16 protein-coding genes and 1 pseudogene are annotated in these 17,464 nt (G+C 64.7%); 9 read left to right on the forward strand and 8 right to left on the reverse strand.

The window, feature by feature from the left end:
• Positions 1-102 precede the first annotated feature (102 nt).
• From IG196_RS02445 to IG196_RS02455, 3 genes are all read right to left on the reverse strand, one after another.
• Entirely contained in the window at positions 103-1,122 is a 1,020-nt protein-coding gene (locus IG196_RS02445) for a FecR domain-containing protein (protein WP_192194887.1), read from the reverse strand.
• A gap of 6 nt (positions 1,123-1,128) precedes the next feature.
• A complete protein-coding gene (locus IG196_RS02450; RefSeq protein WP_192194888.1) occupies positions 1,129-1,632 on the reverse strand; it encodes a sigma-70 family RNA polymerase sigma factor in 504 nt (167 codons plus the stop codon).
• Between the two features lie 75 nt (positions 1,633-1,707).
• Entirely contained in the window at positions 1,708-3,162 is a 1,455-nt protein-coding gene (locus IG196_RS02455; protein WP_192194889.1) for an amidase, read from the reverse strand.
• 61 nt (positions 3,163-3,223) lie between these two features.
• Here IG196_RS02455 and IG196_RS02460 point away from each other — a divergent pair, with 61 nt between their 5' ends.
• The 6 genes and pseudogenes from IG196_RS02460 to IG196_RS02485 all read left to right on the forward strand — a co-directional run bounded on the left by IG196_RS02460 (position 3,224) and on the right by IG196_RS02485 (position 9,173).
• On the forward strand, positions 3,224-4,213 hold the full coding sequence (locus IG196_RS02460; protein ID WP_101488602.1) for a LysR substrate-binding domain-containing protein: 990 nt from the start codon (positions 3,224-3,226) through the stop codon (positions 4,211-4,213).
• A gap of 382 nt (positions 4,214-4,595) precedes the next feature.
• On the forward strand, positions 4,596-5,495 hold the full coding sequence (locus IG196_RS02465; protein WP_099794976.1) for an amino acid ABC transporter substrate-binding protein: 900 nt from the start codon (positions 4,596-4,598) through the stop codon (positions 5,493-5,495).
• A 96-nt stretch (positions 5,496-5,591) separates the two neighbouring features.
• Positions 5,592-6,323, forward strand: a complete 732-nt coding sequence (locus IG196_RS02470; protein WP_101488603.1) for an amino acid ABC transporter permease — start codon at positions 5,592-5,594, stop codon at positions 6,321-6,323.
• A 1-nt stretch (position 6,324) separates the two neighbouring features.
• Positions 6,325-7,014, forward strand: coding sequence for an amino acid ABC transporter permease (locus tag IG196_RS02475; protein WP_101488604.1), 690 nt, complete (start codon positions 6,325-6,327; stop codon positions 7,012-7,014).
• A 44-nt stretch (positions 7,015-7,058) separates the two neighbouring features.
• Entirely contained in the window at positions 7,059-7,796 is a 738-nt protein-coding gene (locus tag IG196_RS02480; protein WP_101490176.1) for an amino acid ABC transporter ATP-binding protein, read from the forward strand.
• A 112-nt stretch (positions 7,797-7,908) separates the two neighbouring features.
• Positions 7,909-9,173, forward strand: a pseudogene (locus IG196_RS02485) (IS3 family transposase).
• Between the two features lie 46 nt (positions 9,174-9,219).
• Here IG196_RS02485 and IG196_RS02490 read toward each other — a convergent pair.
• From IG196_RS02490 to IG196_RS02505, 4 genes are all read right to left on the reverse strand, one after another.
• A complete protein-coding gene (locus IG196_RS02490; protein ID WP_412556384.1) occupies positions 9,220-10,161 on the reverse strand; it encodes a nucleoside hydrolase in 942 nt (313 codons plus the stop codon).
• Between the two features lie 70 nt (positions 10,162-10,231).
• Positions 10,232-11,269, reverse strand: coding sequence for a DctP family TRAP transporter solute-binding subunit (locus IG196_RS02495; protein WP_192194892.1), 1,038 nt, complete (start codon positions 11,267-11,269; stop codon positions 10,232-10,234).
• 43 nt (positions 11,270-11,312) lie between these two features.
• Complete coding sequence (locus IG196_RS02500; protein WP_192194893.1) at positions 11,313-12,611, reverse strand: TRAP transporter large permease; 1,299 nt, start codon at positions 12,609-12,611, stop codon at positions 11,313-11,315.
• Entirely contained in the window at positions 12,608-13,195 is a 588-nt protein-coding gene (locus IG196_RS02505; RefSeq protein WP_192194894.1) for a TRAP transporter small permease, read from the reverse strand. The genes IG196_RS02500 and IG196_RS02505 overlap by 4 nt, the downstream gene beginning before the upstream one ends.
• 382 nt (positions 13,196-13,577) lie before the next feature.
• Here IG196_RS02505 and IG196_RS02510 point away from each other — a divergent pair, with 382 nt between their 5' ends.
• Positions 13,578-14,060 carry a GreA/GreB family elongation factor gene (locus IG196_RS02510; protein ID WP_099794983.1) on the forward strand — a complete coding sequence of 161 codons (483 nt, stop codon included), beginning with the start codon at positions 13,578-13,580 and terminating at the stop codon, positions 14,058-14,060.
• A gap of 79 nt (positions 14,061-14,139) precedes the next feature.
• Here the strand turns inward: IG196_RS02510 and IG196_RS02515 are convergent, their stop codons facing one another.
• Entirely contained in the window at positions 14,140-15,606 is a 1,467-nt protein-coding gene (locus IG196_RS02515; RefSeq protein ID WP_192194895.1) for a PLP-dependent aminotransferase family protein, read from the reverse strand.
• Positions 15,607-15,909: 303 nt separating this feature from the next.
• Here IG196_RS02515 and IG196_RS02520 point away from each other — a divergent pair, with 303 nt between their 5' ends.
• Both IG196_RS02520 and IG196_RS02525 read left to right on the forward strand, forming a co-directional pair.
• The gene (locus tag IG196_RS02520; RefSeq protein ID WP_143599117.1) at positions 15,910-16,233 is read left to right on the forward strand and encodes a hypothetical protein; all 324 of its coding nucleotides are present in this window, start codon (positions 15,910-15,912) and stop codon (positions 16,231-16,233) included.
• 616 nt (positions 16,234-16,849) lie between these two features.
• Positions 16,850-17,413, forward strand: coding sequence for a hypothetical protein (locus IG196_RS02525; protein WP_192194896.1), 564 nt, complete (start codon positions 16,850-16,852; stop codon positions 17,411-17,413).
• Positions 17,414-17,464: the final 51 nt, after the last annotated feature.

Here is a 17,464-nt window from a genome sequence, read left to right on the forward strand (position 1 = left end):
GTCAGGGAAGTGATGAAAGGGCCCTGCATGGGCGCCCTTACCTCCCTTGACAACCAGCACCGCGCAATCAGCTCAACTTTTTTCGAAAGACCTGCAAACGGCCTATCCGCGCCGGGCGCGCGGCCGCACGGTGACCCAGAAGCGGGTGTAGGTGTGCACCTCGACCGGCAGCGCCGAGGTCAGCGACGCCAGCACGCGGTCGATGTCGGCCAGCGGATAGGCGCCCGACACCTGCAGGCCGGCAATGGCCGGGTCGCAGCCGAGCCGGCCGCGCCGGTAGCGGCCCAGCTCAGCGAGGAAATCGTCCAGCCGCATGTGCGAGGCGACCAGCATGCCGTCGGACCAGGCCGAGGCGTTGTCGTCGAGCGGTACCGCCGCCTGCACGCCGGTGCGCGTGAAGCGCGTGGCTTCGCCGGCCTGCAGCGTGCGCACGGTGGCGGGCGCGTCGGCCGGCCGCAACTCGACGGCGCCTTGCAGCACACCCACGCCGACGTCGTCATCGTCGCGCTGGTGCACGGTGAAGCGCGTGCCGATGGCGCGCACCGATCCGGCTTCGGTCTGCACGAGGAAGGGCCGCTGCTGCGCATCGGGCGCGGTCGTCACGAGGATCTCGCCGCGCACGAGCTGCAGCACGCGGCGCTCGGCATCGAAGCGGACGTTGATCGCGCTGTCGGTGTTGAGCATCACGGTGCCGCCGTCGGGCAGCGGGACCGTGCGCTGTTCGCCCACGGCCGACACGTGGTCGGCGGTCCACGCGCGCCAGGGTGTGGATTGGCGCGCCGCCATCACGGTGCCGCCGGCGACCACGATCGCGGTCAGCAGCTGCACGCTGCGGCGCCGTTGCATCGACGCGGGCGCCGCAGCCAGCGCGGCTTTCACGAGGGGCGCGGGAACCTCGGCCAGCCGACCGCTGATGGCCTCGATGCGCTGCCACGCGGCTTCATGCACCGGGTCGGCGTCGCGCCAGTCGCGCCACGCGGCCAGCCGGTGCCTGTCGGCGCTTTTCGACTTCAGCTCGATCCACCATTGCACGGCCTGCCGCGCCACGGCGGGCGGCACGCGCGGCGTGTCGGCCACGCCCGGAAAGGGCGCCGTGGCGCCGTGGGTCTGCGAAACCTCCATGCCGGGTTACTCGGGGAAGAAGCAGCGCATGGCTGCCTTCGCAAGATGGCGCTTCACGGTGGAGACCGAGATGCCAAGCTCCGCCGCGATCTCGGCGTGCCCCAGCCCTTCGAGCTGCGCCAGCAGGAAGGCCTGCTTGGCCTGCGCCGGCAGCGTGCCCAGGCGGCGGTCGATCTCGACCAGCGTCTCGAGCAGCATCAGCCGCACTTCGGGCGGCGGCTCGACCTGCTCGGGCATCGCGGCCAGCGCATCGAGGTAGGCCTGCTCGATCGCGCGCCGGCGCACATGGTTGATCAGCAGGTGGCGCGCGATGGTCGTGAGGTACGCGCGCGGCTCGTTCAGCCGCTCGGGGCCCGGCGCCGTCAGCAGGCGCAGGAAGGTGTTCTGTGCGAGGTCCGCTGCGTCGAAGGTGTTGCCCAGCTTCTTGCGCAGCCAGCCCTGCAACCAGCCATGGTGCTCGCTGTAGAGCGTGTGGACCTGTTGGTGAAAAGCGGGCTCGACGGCGGGCATGAACGGGGCTCGGGCGCAGGCGCGACGACCTGCGGGCTGCAAATAAGAATTGTTCTCATTGTAGCGAGCCGTGAATCAGGCGGGTGTCGGCCCCAGCACAGCGGGGCGCTGGCGGGCGAAGCCGCAGGCCTGGTCATACGCATGCCCGAGCCGCAGCACGTCGAGGTCCGCATGGATCGGCCCCGCCAGCTGCAGCCCCATCGGCAGCCCGCCGTCGCCGAAGCCCGCGCGCACGTTGAGCGTGGGCAGGCCCGCCAGCGTGAAGGGTGTGACGATCTCCATCCAGCGGTGGTAGGTGTCGCTCTTCACGCCGTTCACCTCGGCCGGCCAGTGCAGGTCGGCGTCGAACGGGAACACCTGCGCGGTCGGCGCGAGCACGAAGTCGAAGCGCTCGAAGAGCTTGAGGAACGCGCGGTACACGTTCGAGCGGTAGAGCGAGGCCTGGTACAGCGAGGCGGCGTCGAGGTGACGGCTTTGCTCGATCTCCCATTGCGCCTCGGGCTTGAGCTGGGCGAACAGCTTCGGGTCGCTGACGTAGGCGCCGAGCTTGCCGCCCACCAGCAGTTGCCTCAATCGCAGCCACGCGCTCCAGTTGTGCTCGCGCGGCACGTCGAGCGTGCAGGGTTCGACCTCGCAGCCGATGGCGCGGAAGGTGTCGAGCGCCTGTTCGCCGAGTTCGCGCACGCCCGGTGCGAGCGGCAGCTCGGGCCACACGCTGCCGAGCCAGCCGATGCGCAGGCCCTTGCCGTCGCCATCGAGCGCGATGTCATCGGGCGACGGCAGCGCGTGCGGCGACGACAACGGCACGCGCGTGTCGAAGCCCGCCTGCACGGCCAGCAGCCGCGCGGCGTCTTCCACCGTGCGCGCCATCGGGCCTTCGCAGCCCAGCTGCTGGAAGAACAGCTCCTGCTCCGGGTCGCCGGGCACACGACCGCGCGAGGGGCGCATGCCGATCACGTTGTTGAAGGCGGCGGGGTTGCGCAGCGATCCCATCATGTCGCTGCCGTCGGCCACGGGCAGCATGCCCAGGGCCAGCGCGACGGCCGCGCCGCCGCTGCTGCCGCCCGCGCTGCGGTCGGGTGCGTAGGCGTTGCGTGTGGTGCCGAACACCGTGTTGTAGGTGTGCGAGCCGAGCCCGAACTCGGGCGTGTTGGTCTTGCCGATGACGACAGCGCCGGCCGCGCGCATGCGTGCGACGTGCAGGCTGTCGGTGCGCGCGGGCGAGCGCGGCGACAGCGGCGAGCCCATCGAGGTCGGCAGGCCGGCGGCATGGCTCAGGTCTTTCGCGGCCAGCGGAAAGCCGTGCATCCAGCCGCGCCGTTCGCCGCGCGCCAGCTCGGCATCGCGTTCGTCGGCCTCGGCCAGCAACTGGCCCGGGTCGCGCAGGGAAACGATGGCGTTGAACTGCGGATTGAGCGCGTCGATGCGGGCGAGCGACGCCTGCATCACCTCGCGGCAGGACACGTCGCGGGCCGCGATGCGGCGCGAAAGTTCGGTGGCGCTGAGGTCAGGCAGGTCGTCGAAAGACATGGCGCATGCGGGAAAAGGAGGGGGCGCCCAGTATGGCGCGGCGCTCGCATAATCGCCGCGTATGGAAACAAAGTGGCTTGAAGACTTCATCAGCTTGGCGGAAACCCGCAGCTTCAGCCGCTCGGCCCAGTTGAGGCACGTGACGCAGCCGGCGTTCTCGCGGCGCATCCAGGCGCTCGAGGGATGGGCCGGCACCGACCTGGTCGATCGCAGCTCGTACCCCACGCGCCTCACGCCCGCGGGCCAGACGCTCTACAGCCAGGCCATCGAGATGCTGCAGTCGCTGCAGAGCACGCGCGCCATGTTGCGCGGGCACTCGGCTGCGGGGCAGGACGTGATCGAGATCGCCGTGCCGCACACGCTGGCCTTCACCTTCTTCCCTTCGTGGGTGACCAGCCTGCGCGAGCATTTCGGGCCGATCAAGAGCCGCCTCATCGCGCTCAACGTGCACGACGCGGTGCTGCGGCTGGTCGAGGGCAGCTGCGACCTGCTCATCGCCTACCACCACCCCTCGCAGCCGCTGCAGCTCGATGCCAACAAGTACGAGATGGTCAGCCTCGGCGAGGAAACCGTCGCTCCCTGGGTCAAGGCCGATGCCGACGGTGCGCCACGCTACCGGCTGCCGGGCCGTCCGGGCCAGCCGCTGCCCTACCTGGGCTATGCGCCGGGCGCGTACCTCGGGCGCGTGGTCGACCAGTTGCTGAAAGAGTCGGGCACCGCCATCCACCTCGACCGCGTCTACGAGACCGACATGGCCGAAGGCCTGAAGGTGATGGCGCTCGAAGGCCACGGCATCGCCTTCCTGCCGCAAAGCGCGGTGCGCAAGGAGATCAAGGCGCGCAAGCTCGTGAGCGCGCTGCCGCCCGAAATCGACAGCCTCGAGGCCAAGATGGAAATCCGCGCCTACCGCGAGCGGCCCAGCGCGCCGGTCCCGGTGAAGGCCGGCGCCAGCCGTTCGGCCGCGCGGGCCGGGCTGTCGGAAAGCATGCAGCCCAAGCGCACAGCCGACGCGCTGTGGTCGTACCTGGTCGGGACCCAGCCGCCGCATTGAACGACCGTGAATGGCTGTCGGATTTGTGCACTGCACAATCTATAAGCACCACGCATACCGCTCCCCGCAATCAGCATTGGCGGTTGAGGCCGGGCGCCACTACAGTCGCGGCAGTTTTTTTCGGCCACTGCACGCCGGGGATCGCCGGTACGCTGCTTGCGCCACACACAGCCGCCCGAATGCCGGGCACAAAGGCTGCTTAGTGAAAGTCAGACAATGCGAAATGTCTGGATTGCACCAGGCTGGCGCCCCGATGGGCGCGGCCGGTGCGAGGCGGGCGGCGATGCCCGTGGGATGCACCGGGTTGGTCCGGGTATCCCGCAAAATGCGAGTGTCTAGAATTTCGTTCTATTTGTTTCAGTCACCCTCAGGAGCTTTTCGTATGAAAAAACAAGTATTGGCATTGGCTGTCGCAGCGCTCGCCACCAGCGGCGCCTTTGCACAGGCCAATGACACCCTGGCCAAGATCAAGGCCTCGGGCACCATCACCGAAGGCGTGCGTGAGTCCTCCGGCCTTTCGTACACGCTCGGCAATGGCCAGTACACCGGCTTCCACTACGACGTCTGCGCCAACATCATCAAGGACCTGGAGAAGGCCGCTGGCAAGAAGCTCGAAGTCAAGTACCAGCCCGTGACCTCGCAGAACCGCATCCCCCTGGTGCAGAACGGCACCGTGGACATCGAGTGCGGCTCGACCACCAACAACGCCACCCGCCAGAAGGACGTGGCTTTCGGCGTGACCACCTACGTCGAAGAAACCAAGATCGTCGTCAAGGCCAACTCGGGCATCAACTCGCTGGCCGACCTGAAGGACAAGACGGTTGCCACCACCACCGGCACCACGCCGCTGCAGACCGTGCGCAAGCAAAAGCGCGCCGAGAACCTGACCTTCAAGGAGGTCTACGGCAAGGACCACTCCGACAGCTTCCTGCTGCTGGAAACCGGCCGTGCCGACGCCTTCGTGATGGACGGCTCGATCCTGGCTGCCCTGGCCGCCAAGTCGAAGTCGCCCAAGGACTACAAGATCCTGAACGACGTGCTGGCCGTGGAACCCATCGCCATCATGATCCGCAAGGACGACCCGGCTTTCAAGAAGGCCGTGGACGACAGCATCAAGGCACAGGCCAAGTCGGGCGAACTGACCAAGCTGTACGACAAGTGGTTCCTCAAGCCGATTCCCCCGGCCAACGTGACCATCAACCTGCCGCTGGGCGAAGCCACCAAGAACGCGTGGGCCAACCCGAACGACAAGCCGGCTGAAGAGTACGTCACCAAGGAATAAGCGCGCGTCGCTGCGTGAATGGACGCCCACCTTTCACGGTGGGCGTTTCTTTTCAAGGGGCGGTTTTTCGAAAAGAAGCTGAAGGAGTAAACACACATGGGAAACTGGGATTGGCAGGTCTTCCTGCAAGACCCCGGGGGGGAATATCCGAGCTACCTGCAATGGATGCTCTCGGCCTGGGGCTGGACGGTGTCCGTCGCGCTGCTGGCGCTGATCGTCGCGCTGGTGCTCGGCTCGCTGGTCGGCATCATTCGCACGCTGCCCGACAGTCCGTGGCTCGTGCGCTTCGGCAATGCATGGGTGGAGCTCTTTCGCAACATCCCGCTGCTGGTTCAGATCTTCCTCTGGTACCACGTGATTCCGGCGCTCATCCCCGTGATGAAGGGCGTGCCGAGCTTCATCTTGGTGGTGCTGGCGCTGGGCTTCTTCACCTCGGCGCGTATCGCCGAGCAGGTGCGCTCCGGCATCCAGGCGCTGCCCAAGGGCCAGCGTTATGCGGGCATGGCGGTGGGTTTCACCACGCCGCAGTACTACCGCTACGTGATCCTGCCGATGGCGTATCGCATCATCATCCCGCCGCTCACGAGCGAGACGATGAACATCTTCAAGAATTCGTCCGTCGCGTTCGCCGTGTCGGTCACCGAACTCACCATGTTCGCCATGCAGGCGCAGGAAGAAACCTCGCGCGGCATCGAGGTCTACCTCGCGGTGACGGCGTGCTACGTGGTGTCGGCGCTCATCATCAACCGCCTCATGGCATTCATCGAGAAGAAGACCCGCGTGCCGGGCTTCATCGTCTCGGCCAGCGCCGGCGGCGGAGGACACTGACATGATGAATCTCGACCTGTCCTTCTACAACTGGGACGTCATCAGCAACTTCGTCATCAAGGGCTTCTACTTCAGCATCATGCTGACGGTGGTGGCCACGATCGGCGGCGTGATCTTCGGCACGATCCTGGCGCTCATGCGCCTGTCGGGCAAGAAGTGGCTCGATACGCCCGCGGCCATCTACGTCAACGGCATGCGAAGCATCCCGCTGGTGATGGTGATCTTGTGGTTCTTCCTGCTGGTGCCGGCGTCGTTCTATTCGATGTTCGGTTCGCTCGGCTCGAACTACCGCTCGGAAATCTCGGCGGTGATCACCTTCGTGGCGTTCGAAGCGGCCTACTTCAGCGAGATCATGCGCGCGGGCATCCAGTCGATCCCGCGCGGCCAGGTGAACGCGGGCCAGGCGGTGGGCATGACCTACGGCCAGAACATGCGTCTCGTGGTGCTGCCGCAGGCCTTCCGCAACATGCTGCCGGTGCTGCTGACGCAGACCATCATCCTGTTCCAGGACACCTCGCTGGTCTACGCCATCGGCGCCTACGACATGCTCAAGGGCTTCGAAACGGCGGGCAAGAACTTCGGTCGTCCGATCGAGGCCTACCTGCTCGCGGCGGTCGTGTACTTCGTCATGTGCTACGCCCTTTCCTGGCTGGTGAAACGCCTGCACAAGAAAATCGCCATCATTCGCTGATTGAGTGGCTGAACTGAACCGGAGAGAAACAAATGTCCGAAAAAATGATTGAAATCAAGAACGTCTCCAAGTGGTACGGCCCGGTGCAGGTGCTCAACGACTGCTCGGTGAACATCTCCAAGGGCGACGTGGTGGTGGTGTGCGGCCCGTCGGGTTCCGGCAAGTCCACGCTCATCAAGACCGTGAACGCGCTCGAGCCCTTCCAGAAGGGCGAGATCACCGTCAACGGCATTCCGCTGCACGACCCCAAGACCAACCTGCCCAAGCTGCGCTCCAAGGTCGGCATGGTGTTCCAGCACTTCGAGCTGTTCCCGCACCTGTCGGTGACCGAGAACCTCACGATCGCGCAGATCAAGGTGCTGGGCCGCACGCCCGACGAAGCCAAGGTGCGTGGCCTGAAGATGCTCGACCGCGTGGGCCTGATGGCGCACAAGGACAAGTTCCCGGGCCAGCTGTCGGGCGGCCAGCAGCAGCGCGTGGCCATCGCCCGTGCGCTGTCGATGGACCCGATCGTGATGCTGTTCGACGAACCCACCTCGGCGCTCGACCCCGAGATGGTCGGCGAAGTGCTCGACGTGATGGTGGCCCTCGCCAAGGAAGGCATGACCATGATGGTCGTCACGCACGAAATGGCCTTCGCCCGCAAGGTTGCGAGCCGCGTGATCTTCATCGACGTGGGCGGCAAGATCCTGGAAGACTGCCCGAAGGACGAGTTCTTCAACCACCCGGAAAACCGCCAGCCGCGCACCAAGGATTTCCTGAACAAGATCCTGCAGCACTGATTCGCTGCGCGCTCAAAGCACAAAGCCACGCTGTCCGCAGCGTGGCTTTTTTCATGGGGCTGACCCGTCCTGATCTGGGTTGACACCTTTTCCCTCAAGAAAAGGCAAGTCAATGGAATTAGGCATCAAACGCACGCAGCGGGACTACACGCTGGCTTTTAAGCTGTCGGTGGTCGATCAGGTAGAAAAAGGCGAGCTCACGTACAAGCAGGCTCAGGCGCGCTACGGCATCCAGGGCCGCTCGACGGTGCTGGTGTGGCTGCGCAAGCATGGCCGCCAGAGCTGGGGTTGGGCATCATCTGGGCTGCCCATGCCAGTACCGACCAAGAAACCCTCCCTTGCACCCGCACCGCTGACTCCCGAGCAGAAGATCAAGGCCCTCGAAGTCCAGCTTCGCGATGCCAACGAGAAGGCTCAGCTGTTCGAAGCGGTGATCAACGTCCTGAAGAAGGACTATGGGGTGCGCATCGTAAAAAAGCCTTCGGGCAAGTCCTCTCGCAAAGCTCCTCCCAGGGCTGAGCGTGGCGAGGGCTTGCCGCCATTGGGCGTCAGCCGCCAGGCCTACTACCAGCAGTTGCAGCATCAGCAGCAGCGCTGTGCACGCGCTGACACCGTGATCGAGCTCGTTCGAGAGGTGCGCCTGCGCCAGCCCGGTTGGGCGCGCGTAAGTTGCACCATCTGCTCAAGCAGCCGCTGCAGCAGGCCGGCGCGGGTCTGGGGCGCGATGCGCTGCTGGACGTGCTGCGCCAGGCTCGCCTGCTGGTGGTACCCAGGCGGGCGTACCACAAGACCACCGACAGCCATCACCGCTTCCGACGCCATCCCAACCTGCTCAAAGAGGGGCCGCATCAGGTGCGAGCGACTGCCTGCGAGCAGGTGTGGGTGGCCGACATCACCTACTTGCCGACCGACCAAGGGTTCGTCTATCTCAGCCTGGTGACTGACGCGTGGTCGCGCAAGATCGTGGGCCATCACGTGCACGACAGCTTGCACACCCAACAAGTCAGCCAGGCACTGAAGCAGGCGCTCAAGGGACGCCAGACGCGGCAAATGCTGGTGCATCACTCGGACAGAGGCATCCAGTACTGCTCGAACGACTACCAGGAGATCCACCGGCGCCATGGCATCGCTTGCTCGATGACCGATGGCTACGACTGCTATCAGAACGCGCTGGCCGAGCGCATCAACGGAATCCTGAAGATAGAGTTCCTGCTGCATCGGCCCGCCGACCTGGCGCAGGCCGCCCGGATGGTTCGCCAGTCGGTGCAGATCTACAACCAGGAGAGACCGCACCTGTCCCTAGAATTGAAAACGCCCGATGAGGTTCATCGGGCGTCTATTGCCGGCTTCAGCACGCCGGCTATGTGTCCCTCGTAGGTGTCAACCTATCGCAGGACGGGTCAGGCTTGGCCGAACCGAAGGCTCAGGGCAGCCGCGCGATGTGTTCCGTCAGCAGGTCGAAGAAGCCCTGCGCATCGCCGTCGACGATCCACTGCACGTTGGCAGGCCGCTTCAGGCTGCCGTGCCAGTCGGCCACGGTCTGGCCGAAGCCCATGCCTTCGCGGCTGTCGATCTCGATGTGGATGCGGCGGCCCTGGAACAGATCCGGCCGCAGCAGGTAGGCCGTGACGGTGGCGTCGTGCACCGGGCCGCCGGGCATGCCGTAGTGCGCCATCTCTTGCGGCGCGTAGGCGTCGAGGATGTCGGCGACGATCGCGCCGGCGCGGTTGCCCAACTGGCGCAGCCGCGCAATGCGCGCGTCGCTCGTGAGGATCTTGTGCGTCACGTCCAGCGGCAGCATCGTGATCGGCACGCCGCATTGCAGCACCGCCTCGGCCGCGTGCGGGTCGGCGAACACGTTGAACTCCGCCACCGGCGTGATGTTGCCGCCGTTGAAGTGCGCGCCGGCCATGAGCACCAGCTCGCGCAGGCCACGCACGATGTCGGGCGCCTGTTCGAGCGCCAGTGCGAGGTTGGTCTGCGGGCCAAGCATGGCGAGCGTCACGCTCTGGTCGGGTGCGGCGCGCAGCGTGCGAACGAGGTAGTCGACGGCACTGCCTGCGGCCAGCGGCACGGCGGGGTCGTGCACGGCCACGCCGGTGAGGCCTTCGCGGCCGTGGATGTTGGCGGCGTAGATCGGTGTGCGTTGCAGGGGCCGCTCGGCGCCCGCGTAGACCGGAAGCTCCGGCCGTCCGGCCCATTCGCAGGCCAGGCGCGCATTGCGCGAGGTCTTGGCCAGGGGGACATTGCCTGCCACCGTGGTCAGCGCCTGAATCTCCAGCGATTCGGGCGCCGCCAGGGCAAACAGCAGCGCGATCATGTCGTCCGCGCCGGGGTCCGTGTCGATGATCAGGGTGGGATGCAGCATGGCGACATTGTCGCGATCGTCACCACCACCCGTCACCCCGATCCACGGGGAAGAAGCGCGAGGCTGCTTACTTCGCGCGGGCCGCGATGGCCTTCTCGGCCTTCGCCACCAGGTCGACGCCGACGGTCGACTTCCACTTGTCGTACACCGGGCGCGTGGCCTTCACGAAGGCGTCGCGCTCGGCCGGCGTGAGGTTGGTCACCGTCACGCCCATGGCCGCGATGTCCTTCAGCACAGGCTTGTCGGCTTCGACCAGGCCCTTGCGCGCGATGGCGATTTCCTGCTTGCCGGCATCGAGCGCGGCCTGGCGCACGATGGCCTGGTCGGCCGGCGTCCACGAGGCCCAGATTTCCTTGTTCACGACGAACACCAGCGGGTCGGCCACGTAGCCCCAGGTGGTGACGAACTTCTGGCCCACCGTGTGCATCTTGAGCACGGTGAACAGGAACAGCGGGTTCTCCTGGCCGTCGACCGCGCCACTGGCGAGCGCGGGCTGCGCGTCGGCCCAGCTCATCTGCGTGGGGTTGGCGCCCAGCGCGGTGAGCATGTCGGAGTAGATGGGCGAGCCGACCACGCGAATCTTCATGCCCTTGATGTCGGCCGGCGACTTGATCGCGCGCTTCGAGTTGGTGATTTCGCGGAAGCCGTTCTCGCCCCAGGCAAGCGGCACCACGCCGGCCTTGTCGAGGGTCTTGAACATGTCCTTGCCCACTTCGCCTTGGGTGAGCGCATCGATGGCCGCGTAGTCGGGCATCAGGAAGGGCATCGAGAACAGGTTGAGCTGCTTCACCTGCGGCGACCAGTTGATGGTCGAGCCCACGGCCATGTCGATCACGCCCTGGCGCAGCGCGCTGAACTCGCGCGTCTGGTCGCCTTGAATCAGCGACACGCCCGGGTACAGCTTGATGTTGATGCGGCCCTGGGTGCGCTCCTTCACGAGGTCGGCCCAGATCTTTCCGGCCTGGCCCCACGGCGTGGGCGGGCCCAGCACCAGCGACATCTTGTACTCGGGCTTGTAGGCGGCCTGCGCCATCGCGCCGGTCGAGAACAGGCCGAGCGTGGCGGCCACAGCGGCAAGGCCGAGCAGGGTGCGGCGGAATTTCATGAGAGAGGTCTCCTCTTTGTAGATGGTCGATGGAACGAAAAAATCAGTAGCCCAGCTTGCGGGGCAGCCAGAGCGCGAGTTCGGGGAAGGCGATCACCAGCACCATCACCACGAACATCGAGAACAGCATCCAGCCCACCCACTGCACGGTTTCTTCCATGCGCACCTTGGCGATGCGGCACGAGACCATGAGGTTGACGGCCAGCGGCGGCGTGAACTGGCCCAGCGCCACCTTCAACGTGAGGATCACGCCGAACCACACCGGGTCCCACTTGTAGTGCTGCACGATGGGCAGCAGCAGCGGGACGAAGATCAGGAAGATCGACACGCCGTCCAGGAACATGCCCACGGTGATGAGCAGCAGGATCAGCAGCGCCAGGATGCCGTACTCGCCCAAACCGGAGTTGACGATGGCCTGCGTCACCGGATCGATGATGCCCAGCGTCGAGAGCGAGTACGCGAAGATGCCCGCCAGCGACACCACCAGCAGGATCACCGCCGACAGCTCGCCCGACTCGCGCAAGATCACGAACAGGTCGCGCACCTTGATGGTCCGGTGGATGCACATGCCCACGAACAGGCCGTAGAACACCGCGACCACGGCCGCTTCGGTCGGCGTGAACCAGCCCGCGCGCATGCCGCCCAGAATGAGCACCGGCGCCGCCAGGCCCCAGATCGCGTCGCGAAAGCTCTTCCAGAATGGCGGGCGTGGCAGCGTCGATTCGAGCGCGCCCATCTTGTGCTTGCGCGCCAGCCACACGGCCGGAATCATCAGCGCCAGGCCGGCCATCACGCCGGGGATCATGCCGGCCGCGAACAGCGCCGGCACCGAGGCGCCGGGCACCAGCACCGAGTACACGATGAACGCGACCGAGGGCGGAATCAAAATGTCGGTGGCCGCCGCGGCGCCCACCACGCTGGCCGAGAAGGCCGGCGGATAACCGGCGCGGCTCATTGCCGCGATCATCACCGCGCCCACGGCGGCGGCGTTGGCCGGGCCCGAGCCCGAGATGCCGCCCAGGAACATCGCCACGGCAATCGCCACCAGCGGCAGCATGCCGGGGCCGCGGCCCACGATGGCAATCGCAAAGTTGACCAGGCGCAGCGCCACGCCCGAGCGGTCGAAGATGGAGCCGACCAGCACGAACATCGGAATTGCCAGCAGCGGGTACTTGCCCAGCCCGGCGTAGAAGTTCTGCGGCACGGCCAGCAGGCCGAACCACTGGGCGTCGGCGTTGGCCAGCGCAATGCAGGCGGCGCCCGCCAGGCCGAGCGCGGCGCCGATGGGCACGCCCACCAGCATCATGAGCACGAAGGCGACGAAGAGCAGGGTGGCGATCACTTGGTGCCGCCCTTGTTGCTGTTGCTGTTGTCGTCGGACTTGTAGTTGGTCTTGCGGCCACGGCGGACCATGAGGCCGATGGCGCGCCCCGCGATCGCGAACGACACGATGGGCAGCCAGATCGAATACCACCAGGCCGGCAGCCCGATGCCAGGCGTGGTTTCCTCGAAGCGGTAGTCGTCCCACACCATGCGGATGCTGAGCGCGCCGATCAGCGCGAACAAGATGGCGATCATCAGCGCGCCGAACTGCGCCAGGCGCTTGCGCCGCGCCATGGAGCCGCTCTCCGAGAAGTACTCGATGCGGATGTGCCGGTCGCGCGCCACGGCGGCCGAGCCGGCCACCAGCGCCAGCATGATCATGAGGAACACCGAAAACTCTTCCGTCCACGCGAAGGACGAATCGGTGAAGTAGCGCACGATGACGTTGGCGAAGGTAATGAGCGCCAGCGCACCCATGATGAGAACCGTGAGCCAGTCTTCGATGGCGAGGGGAACCTTGGTCGGTTCGTCGGCGGCTTCGATGTCGGGGGGGAGGGGGCTGGCGGCGTCCAGCGTGGGGCCGGACTCGGGAGGAGTTGTCATCGAAGGAAAGGGCAGCTGAGGCAGGCGCCATGTCACCGGGCGGACGCCGGGACGCGATCCGTACACCTTGACAGGCGAGCAGCGCTCGATCCTAGGGGGTCAATGACCATTCATATATCGGGGGTTTCCTTAGCTGTGGCGGCGCGTTGACGGCCTCGATTGAGGGGGCTTCGGGGCGTGTGCCCAGGGCACCGGGAACTTCCCTCGGTGCGTTCAATGTTCGCGTCAGACTGCGCGCTGTCTTTCAGTCACGACGTCTGACCGTCGCCTTCGGGGCCATCGCTGAAGTTAACCTGCAGCCAACAGAAGCGTCGAAGGCTTCTGGAGCCCTTCATAATCAAAACCTGCCCCCCCCGCTTGTTCGAGATACCGATCTTTCGTCATGGATAAATTCTTGCTGCAACAGCAGGTGCTGGAACGGCTCGCCGAAGACCTGCTGCAAGCCGAACAGGCAGTGCGGGCAGCCCATGAGACGGCGACTCACGAAGAGAACATCGCCGAAAACAAATACGACACCTTGGGACTCGAAGCCGCCTACCTGGCCACCGGCCAAGCTCGGCGCGCCGAAGCCATACGCCAGGCGATGGCCAATTGGCGCCGATTCCGCCCGCGTCCCTACGACGCCATCAAAGGCATACAGCTCGGCTCGCTGGTCTGCCTGGTCGATTCCGACGACAAGCAGCAACAGCTCTTTCTCGGCCCGGATGGGGGCAGCATGACGTTGGTCAGCGGCACTCAGCTTGTTCAGGTCATCAGCAGCGAAGCCCCTTTGGGCAGGGCAATGCTGGGCAAATGCGAGGGTGATGAGGTGTCGATACAGGTCGCTCCAATCCGACAGCAGTTTGAGGTGCTGCGGGTTCTTTAAGCCGCGACTGGACAGAAGCGGCGCGCGTGACGTTGAGAGTCAGTCGAAGGCGGCGGACCTCGACCTGCGTTGACGCTAACTAGGGTCTCGACGAACGTTGCTCGAAGATTGGCTCCGATTTCCCAGTTGTAGATTTCAGCTGCGCGTTGGCGAGATCTCCAAGACTCCTGATAGCCCCTTCCAAGCGCGGGTCGCCGAGATACCCGTAGTTGATGCGCAGGTGCCGGGTGTATCGGCGGTCGGCTGAAAACAGATGGCCCGGCGCTACGCCTATGCCGAGCCGAAGAGCGTCCTGGTGCAGTGCGAGCGAGTCGACACCTTCTGGCAGCGCGAGCCACAGGAAATAGCCACCCTCGGGGCGCGTGACCCGCGTTCCAGTCGGAAAGTATCGATCGATAAATCGCAAGCATGCAGCCTGCTGGCGGCTGAGCGAATGCCGCAGGGCGCGCAGGTGACGATCGAAACTCTTGTGTTGCAGGTACTCCTGCAACGCCAGTTGCGAAGGGAGTGCCGTCGCCAGCGAGCTCATCAACTTGTTGCGACCCAAAGTGGCTGCAAAGCGACCGCCCGCGACCCAACCGATGCGATATCCGGGTGCCAGGGATTTCGAGAAAGAACTGCAGTGCAGCACCCAGCCAGCCCGGTCCCAGGCCTTGGCTGGTGGCGGTCTCCGAGCCCCATGCGCGAGCTCGCCGTACACGTCGTCTTCGATCAGCGGTATGGCGCGAGTGGCGAGCATGCTGACCAGTTGCTCTTTGGCTGCGTCGCTCATGGTGCAGCCCATTGGATTCTGGAAGGTCGGCATGAACCAGCAGGCCTTCACCGGATGCTGGTCGATCACGCGAGCAAGAGAGTCGAGATCTACGCCTGTTCGCGGGTGGGTCTCAACCTCGACCGCGCGAAGACCGCGCCGCTCCAGTGCCTGCAACGCACCATAAAAGGTTGGCGTTTCGATCGCCACGAGGTCGCCTGGCTGCGTCACCGATTCGAGCGCAAGATTGAGGGCTTCCATCGCCCCGCTGGTGATGACCAGTTCAGATGCAGGAACATCCATCCCGACGCTGCCGTAACGCAGGGAGATCTGATGGCGTAATTGGGCGTTTCCTGGAGACAAATCTTCGACGGTCTGCCAAGGATCCATCCGCTTGAGCGCTCGCGTCAGGCCGGCGGCAAGTTGCTCGAAGGGAAACAACTCTGGCGACGGAAAGGCCGAGCCGAGCGGGACCATATCGCGCTCGCGAGCCTGTGCAAGGACCTGAAAGACAAGCGACGAGACGTCGACCGACATGGACCGCAGGACAGGCTCGCTGGCGGCGAGTTCGTTGGCCGGCATTTCCGCGCCCGCTCGAACGAAGTATCCCGACCGCTGCCGAGCTTCGACAAGCCCTTGCGCCTCCAGCAGGTAGTAAGCAGAGAACACGGTGGACGCACTGATGCCCATTTGCGACTTCAGTTCGCGCACGGAGGGAAGGCGATCGTTCGCCTTCAGGCTACCCGCGCGAATACGCTGAGCGATGTTGTCGGCAAGCTTCTCGTAGCGGTTCATGGGCATCTCCTTCTGATACGGTCGTTCTGAACCGCTCCAGAGATTGTCATATCAGACGTCGACCCGCCCCGGCGCGACTACCGGCCTCCTTGCATCTGATACGAAAATTTTCAGCTGATCTGGTTCTGTACGTATCAGCCTGGAAGATGAACACTCGACAGCACGATGAGAGTGCTTCTGTGGTGCAGGCAGACTGCTCCGCCTTTCGACCCATGTCTTGCGTGCCTTTCGACGCGCCTTGCGGACGCCCATTTAGCTCACCGCAACCGTTTCGTTAGATTGATTGATTGATTGATTGATTGATTGAATTTCCGTTTCTTCATCGGTCTATTGAGCTACTCGCCGCACTCGGGCACTTCGCCGTCTGTCACCATTGATATCCCTTCAATCATGAATTCAATCCCTATCTCTTTTGTTATTTTCAAGGTTCTCGTGCTCAGCGTGGGCATGTATTTAGCCGTCAAGTGGCATTACGAACGGGGACAGAAGGACAAGAATCAAAAGACAGCTGCAGTGGTACTGACATCCATCAAGGTGGGCGGGGCGTTCGTCGCTTCTGCGTTCCTCGTGCTCTTCCTCACCTTTGAATTTTGCAATTGGATGGGTCTGGACCTGGCCATGCAGTGATTGGAAGTTTTCGGTCGATAGCCCGGATACGGTGCGACTGACGGCACGACCCTTTTAGAGACGGACATCGGCACGATGGCGCGGTATTTGGCTGGCATGCCGACGTGCGAGGCGAGCGCGCCGATGGCAAAGTTCTCGCCCAGAATTCATGTCGAGTGATCGCCCGGCTGCATAGTCTCTGCTCCTGCGCCGACCTGCGCCAACCTGCGCCAACCTGCGCCAACCTGCGTCAGTGCCAGGCATCAGGCCAGTTACCTTCTTGCCCGCAGCCTTGAGGCGGCGCCGGAACTCGATCTGGCAATCTTCGATTTTCATATTCGATGAGCCCGCCGAGTGGCTGCTTGTGGCCGACGGTACCCATTCGCGCGAGGCCGTGGGATGTCGGCAACCGCTGCATCGCCGTCCTTCGTGTGCGCCCGCTTCAGACTGTTGCGAGACAGGCCTGCACGCCTGGCTATCTCGCGAATGGACAACCATTCATTTCATTTGCATCTTTTACTCAGAGCAAATTAACCGGCGCATCATGCCTTGTGCATGTCGCTTACTGATGCACTTTGGGTCTCGGCCCGACCCACCCGGCCGCTCCGGTATCCAACTACCTCAACTGGAGACCCAAATGAAAAAATTCATTCCCAGCGCCATCGCCAGCCTCCTGATCGCAGGGGCAATCTTGCCGGCCGCCGCCAAGGAGAAAATCGTCGACCGGAGCATCACGGAAGCGGAAGTCCTGGGGGCCCAGCAGGCCTGGTGCAAGGCGCTGGTCGACATCAGCGCTGCGAATTCCAGCGCAGGGCAGCCGGCCGCCAGGGCGCTGGCCGAGAAGGTCATCGACAGCGCCTACGCCTACCAGCTGGGCGCAGTGCTGTTCAAGCCGACGCTCACGACATCGCCGCAGACCTTCCGCACCGCTCGCGACGGCGCGCTGGCGTACTTCGTGGGCGGCAACCCTGCCTTTCCCAACGACACCGGCTTCGCCCTGAAGGGCTGGACCAAATGCGAGATTGCCAACAGTGCCGTGCTCATCCACGGCGACGTGGCCAGCACGCTGGGTAACGTGCTGTTCACTGACCCGGACGGCAAGGTCACCACGGTCGACAAGACCTGGACTTTCGTGAAGGACGGTGCCGGCAAGCTGCGCATCGTCGTGCATCACTCGTCGCTGCCGTACGCTGGCCGTTGAACACCGCGTTCGAGTGCAGCAGACATTGGGTCAGCTTTGACCAGGCGCCAA

Source organism: Variovorax sp. 38R (assembly GCF_014843395.1).
Lineage (GTDB): Bacteria > Pseudomonadota > Gammaproteobacteria > Burkholderiales > Burkholderiaceae_C > Variovorax > Variovorax paradoxus_H.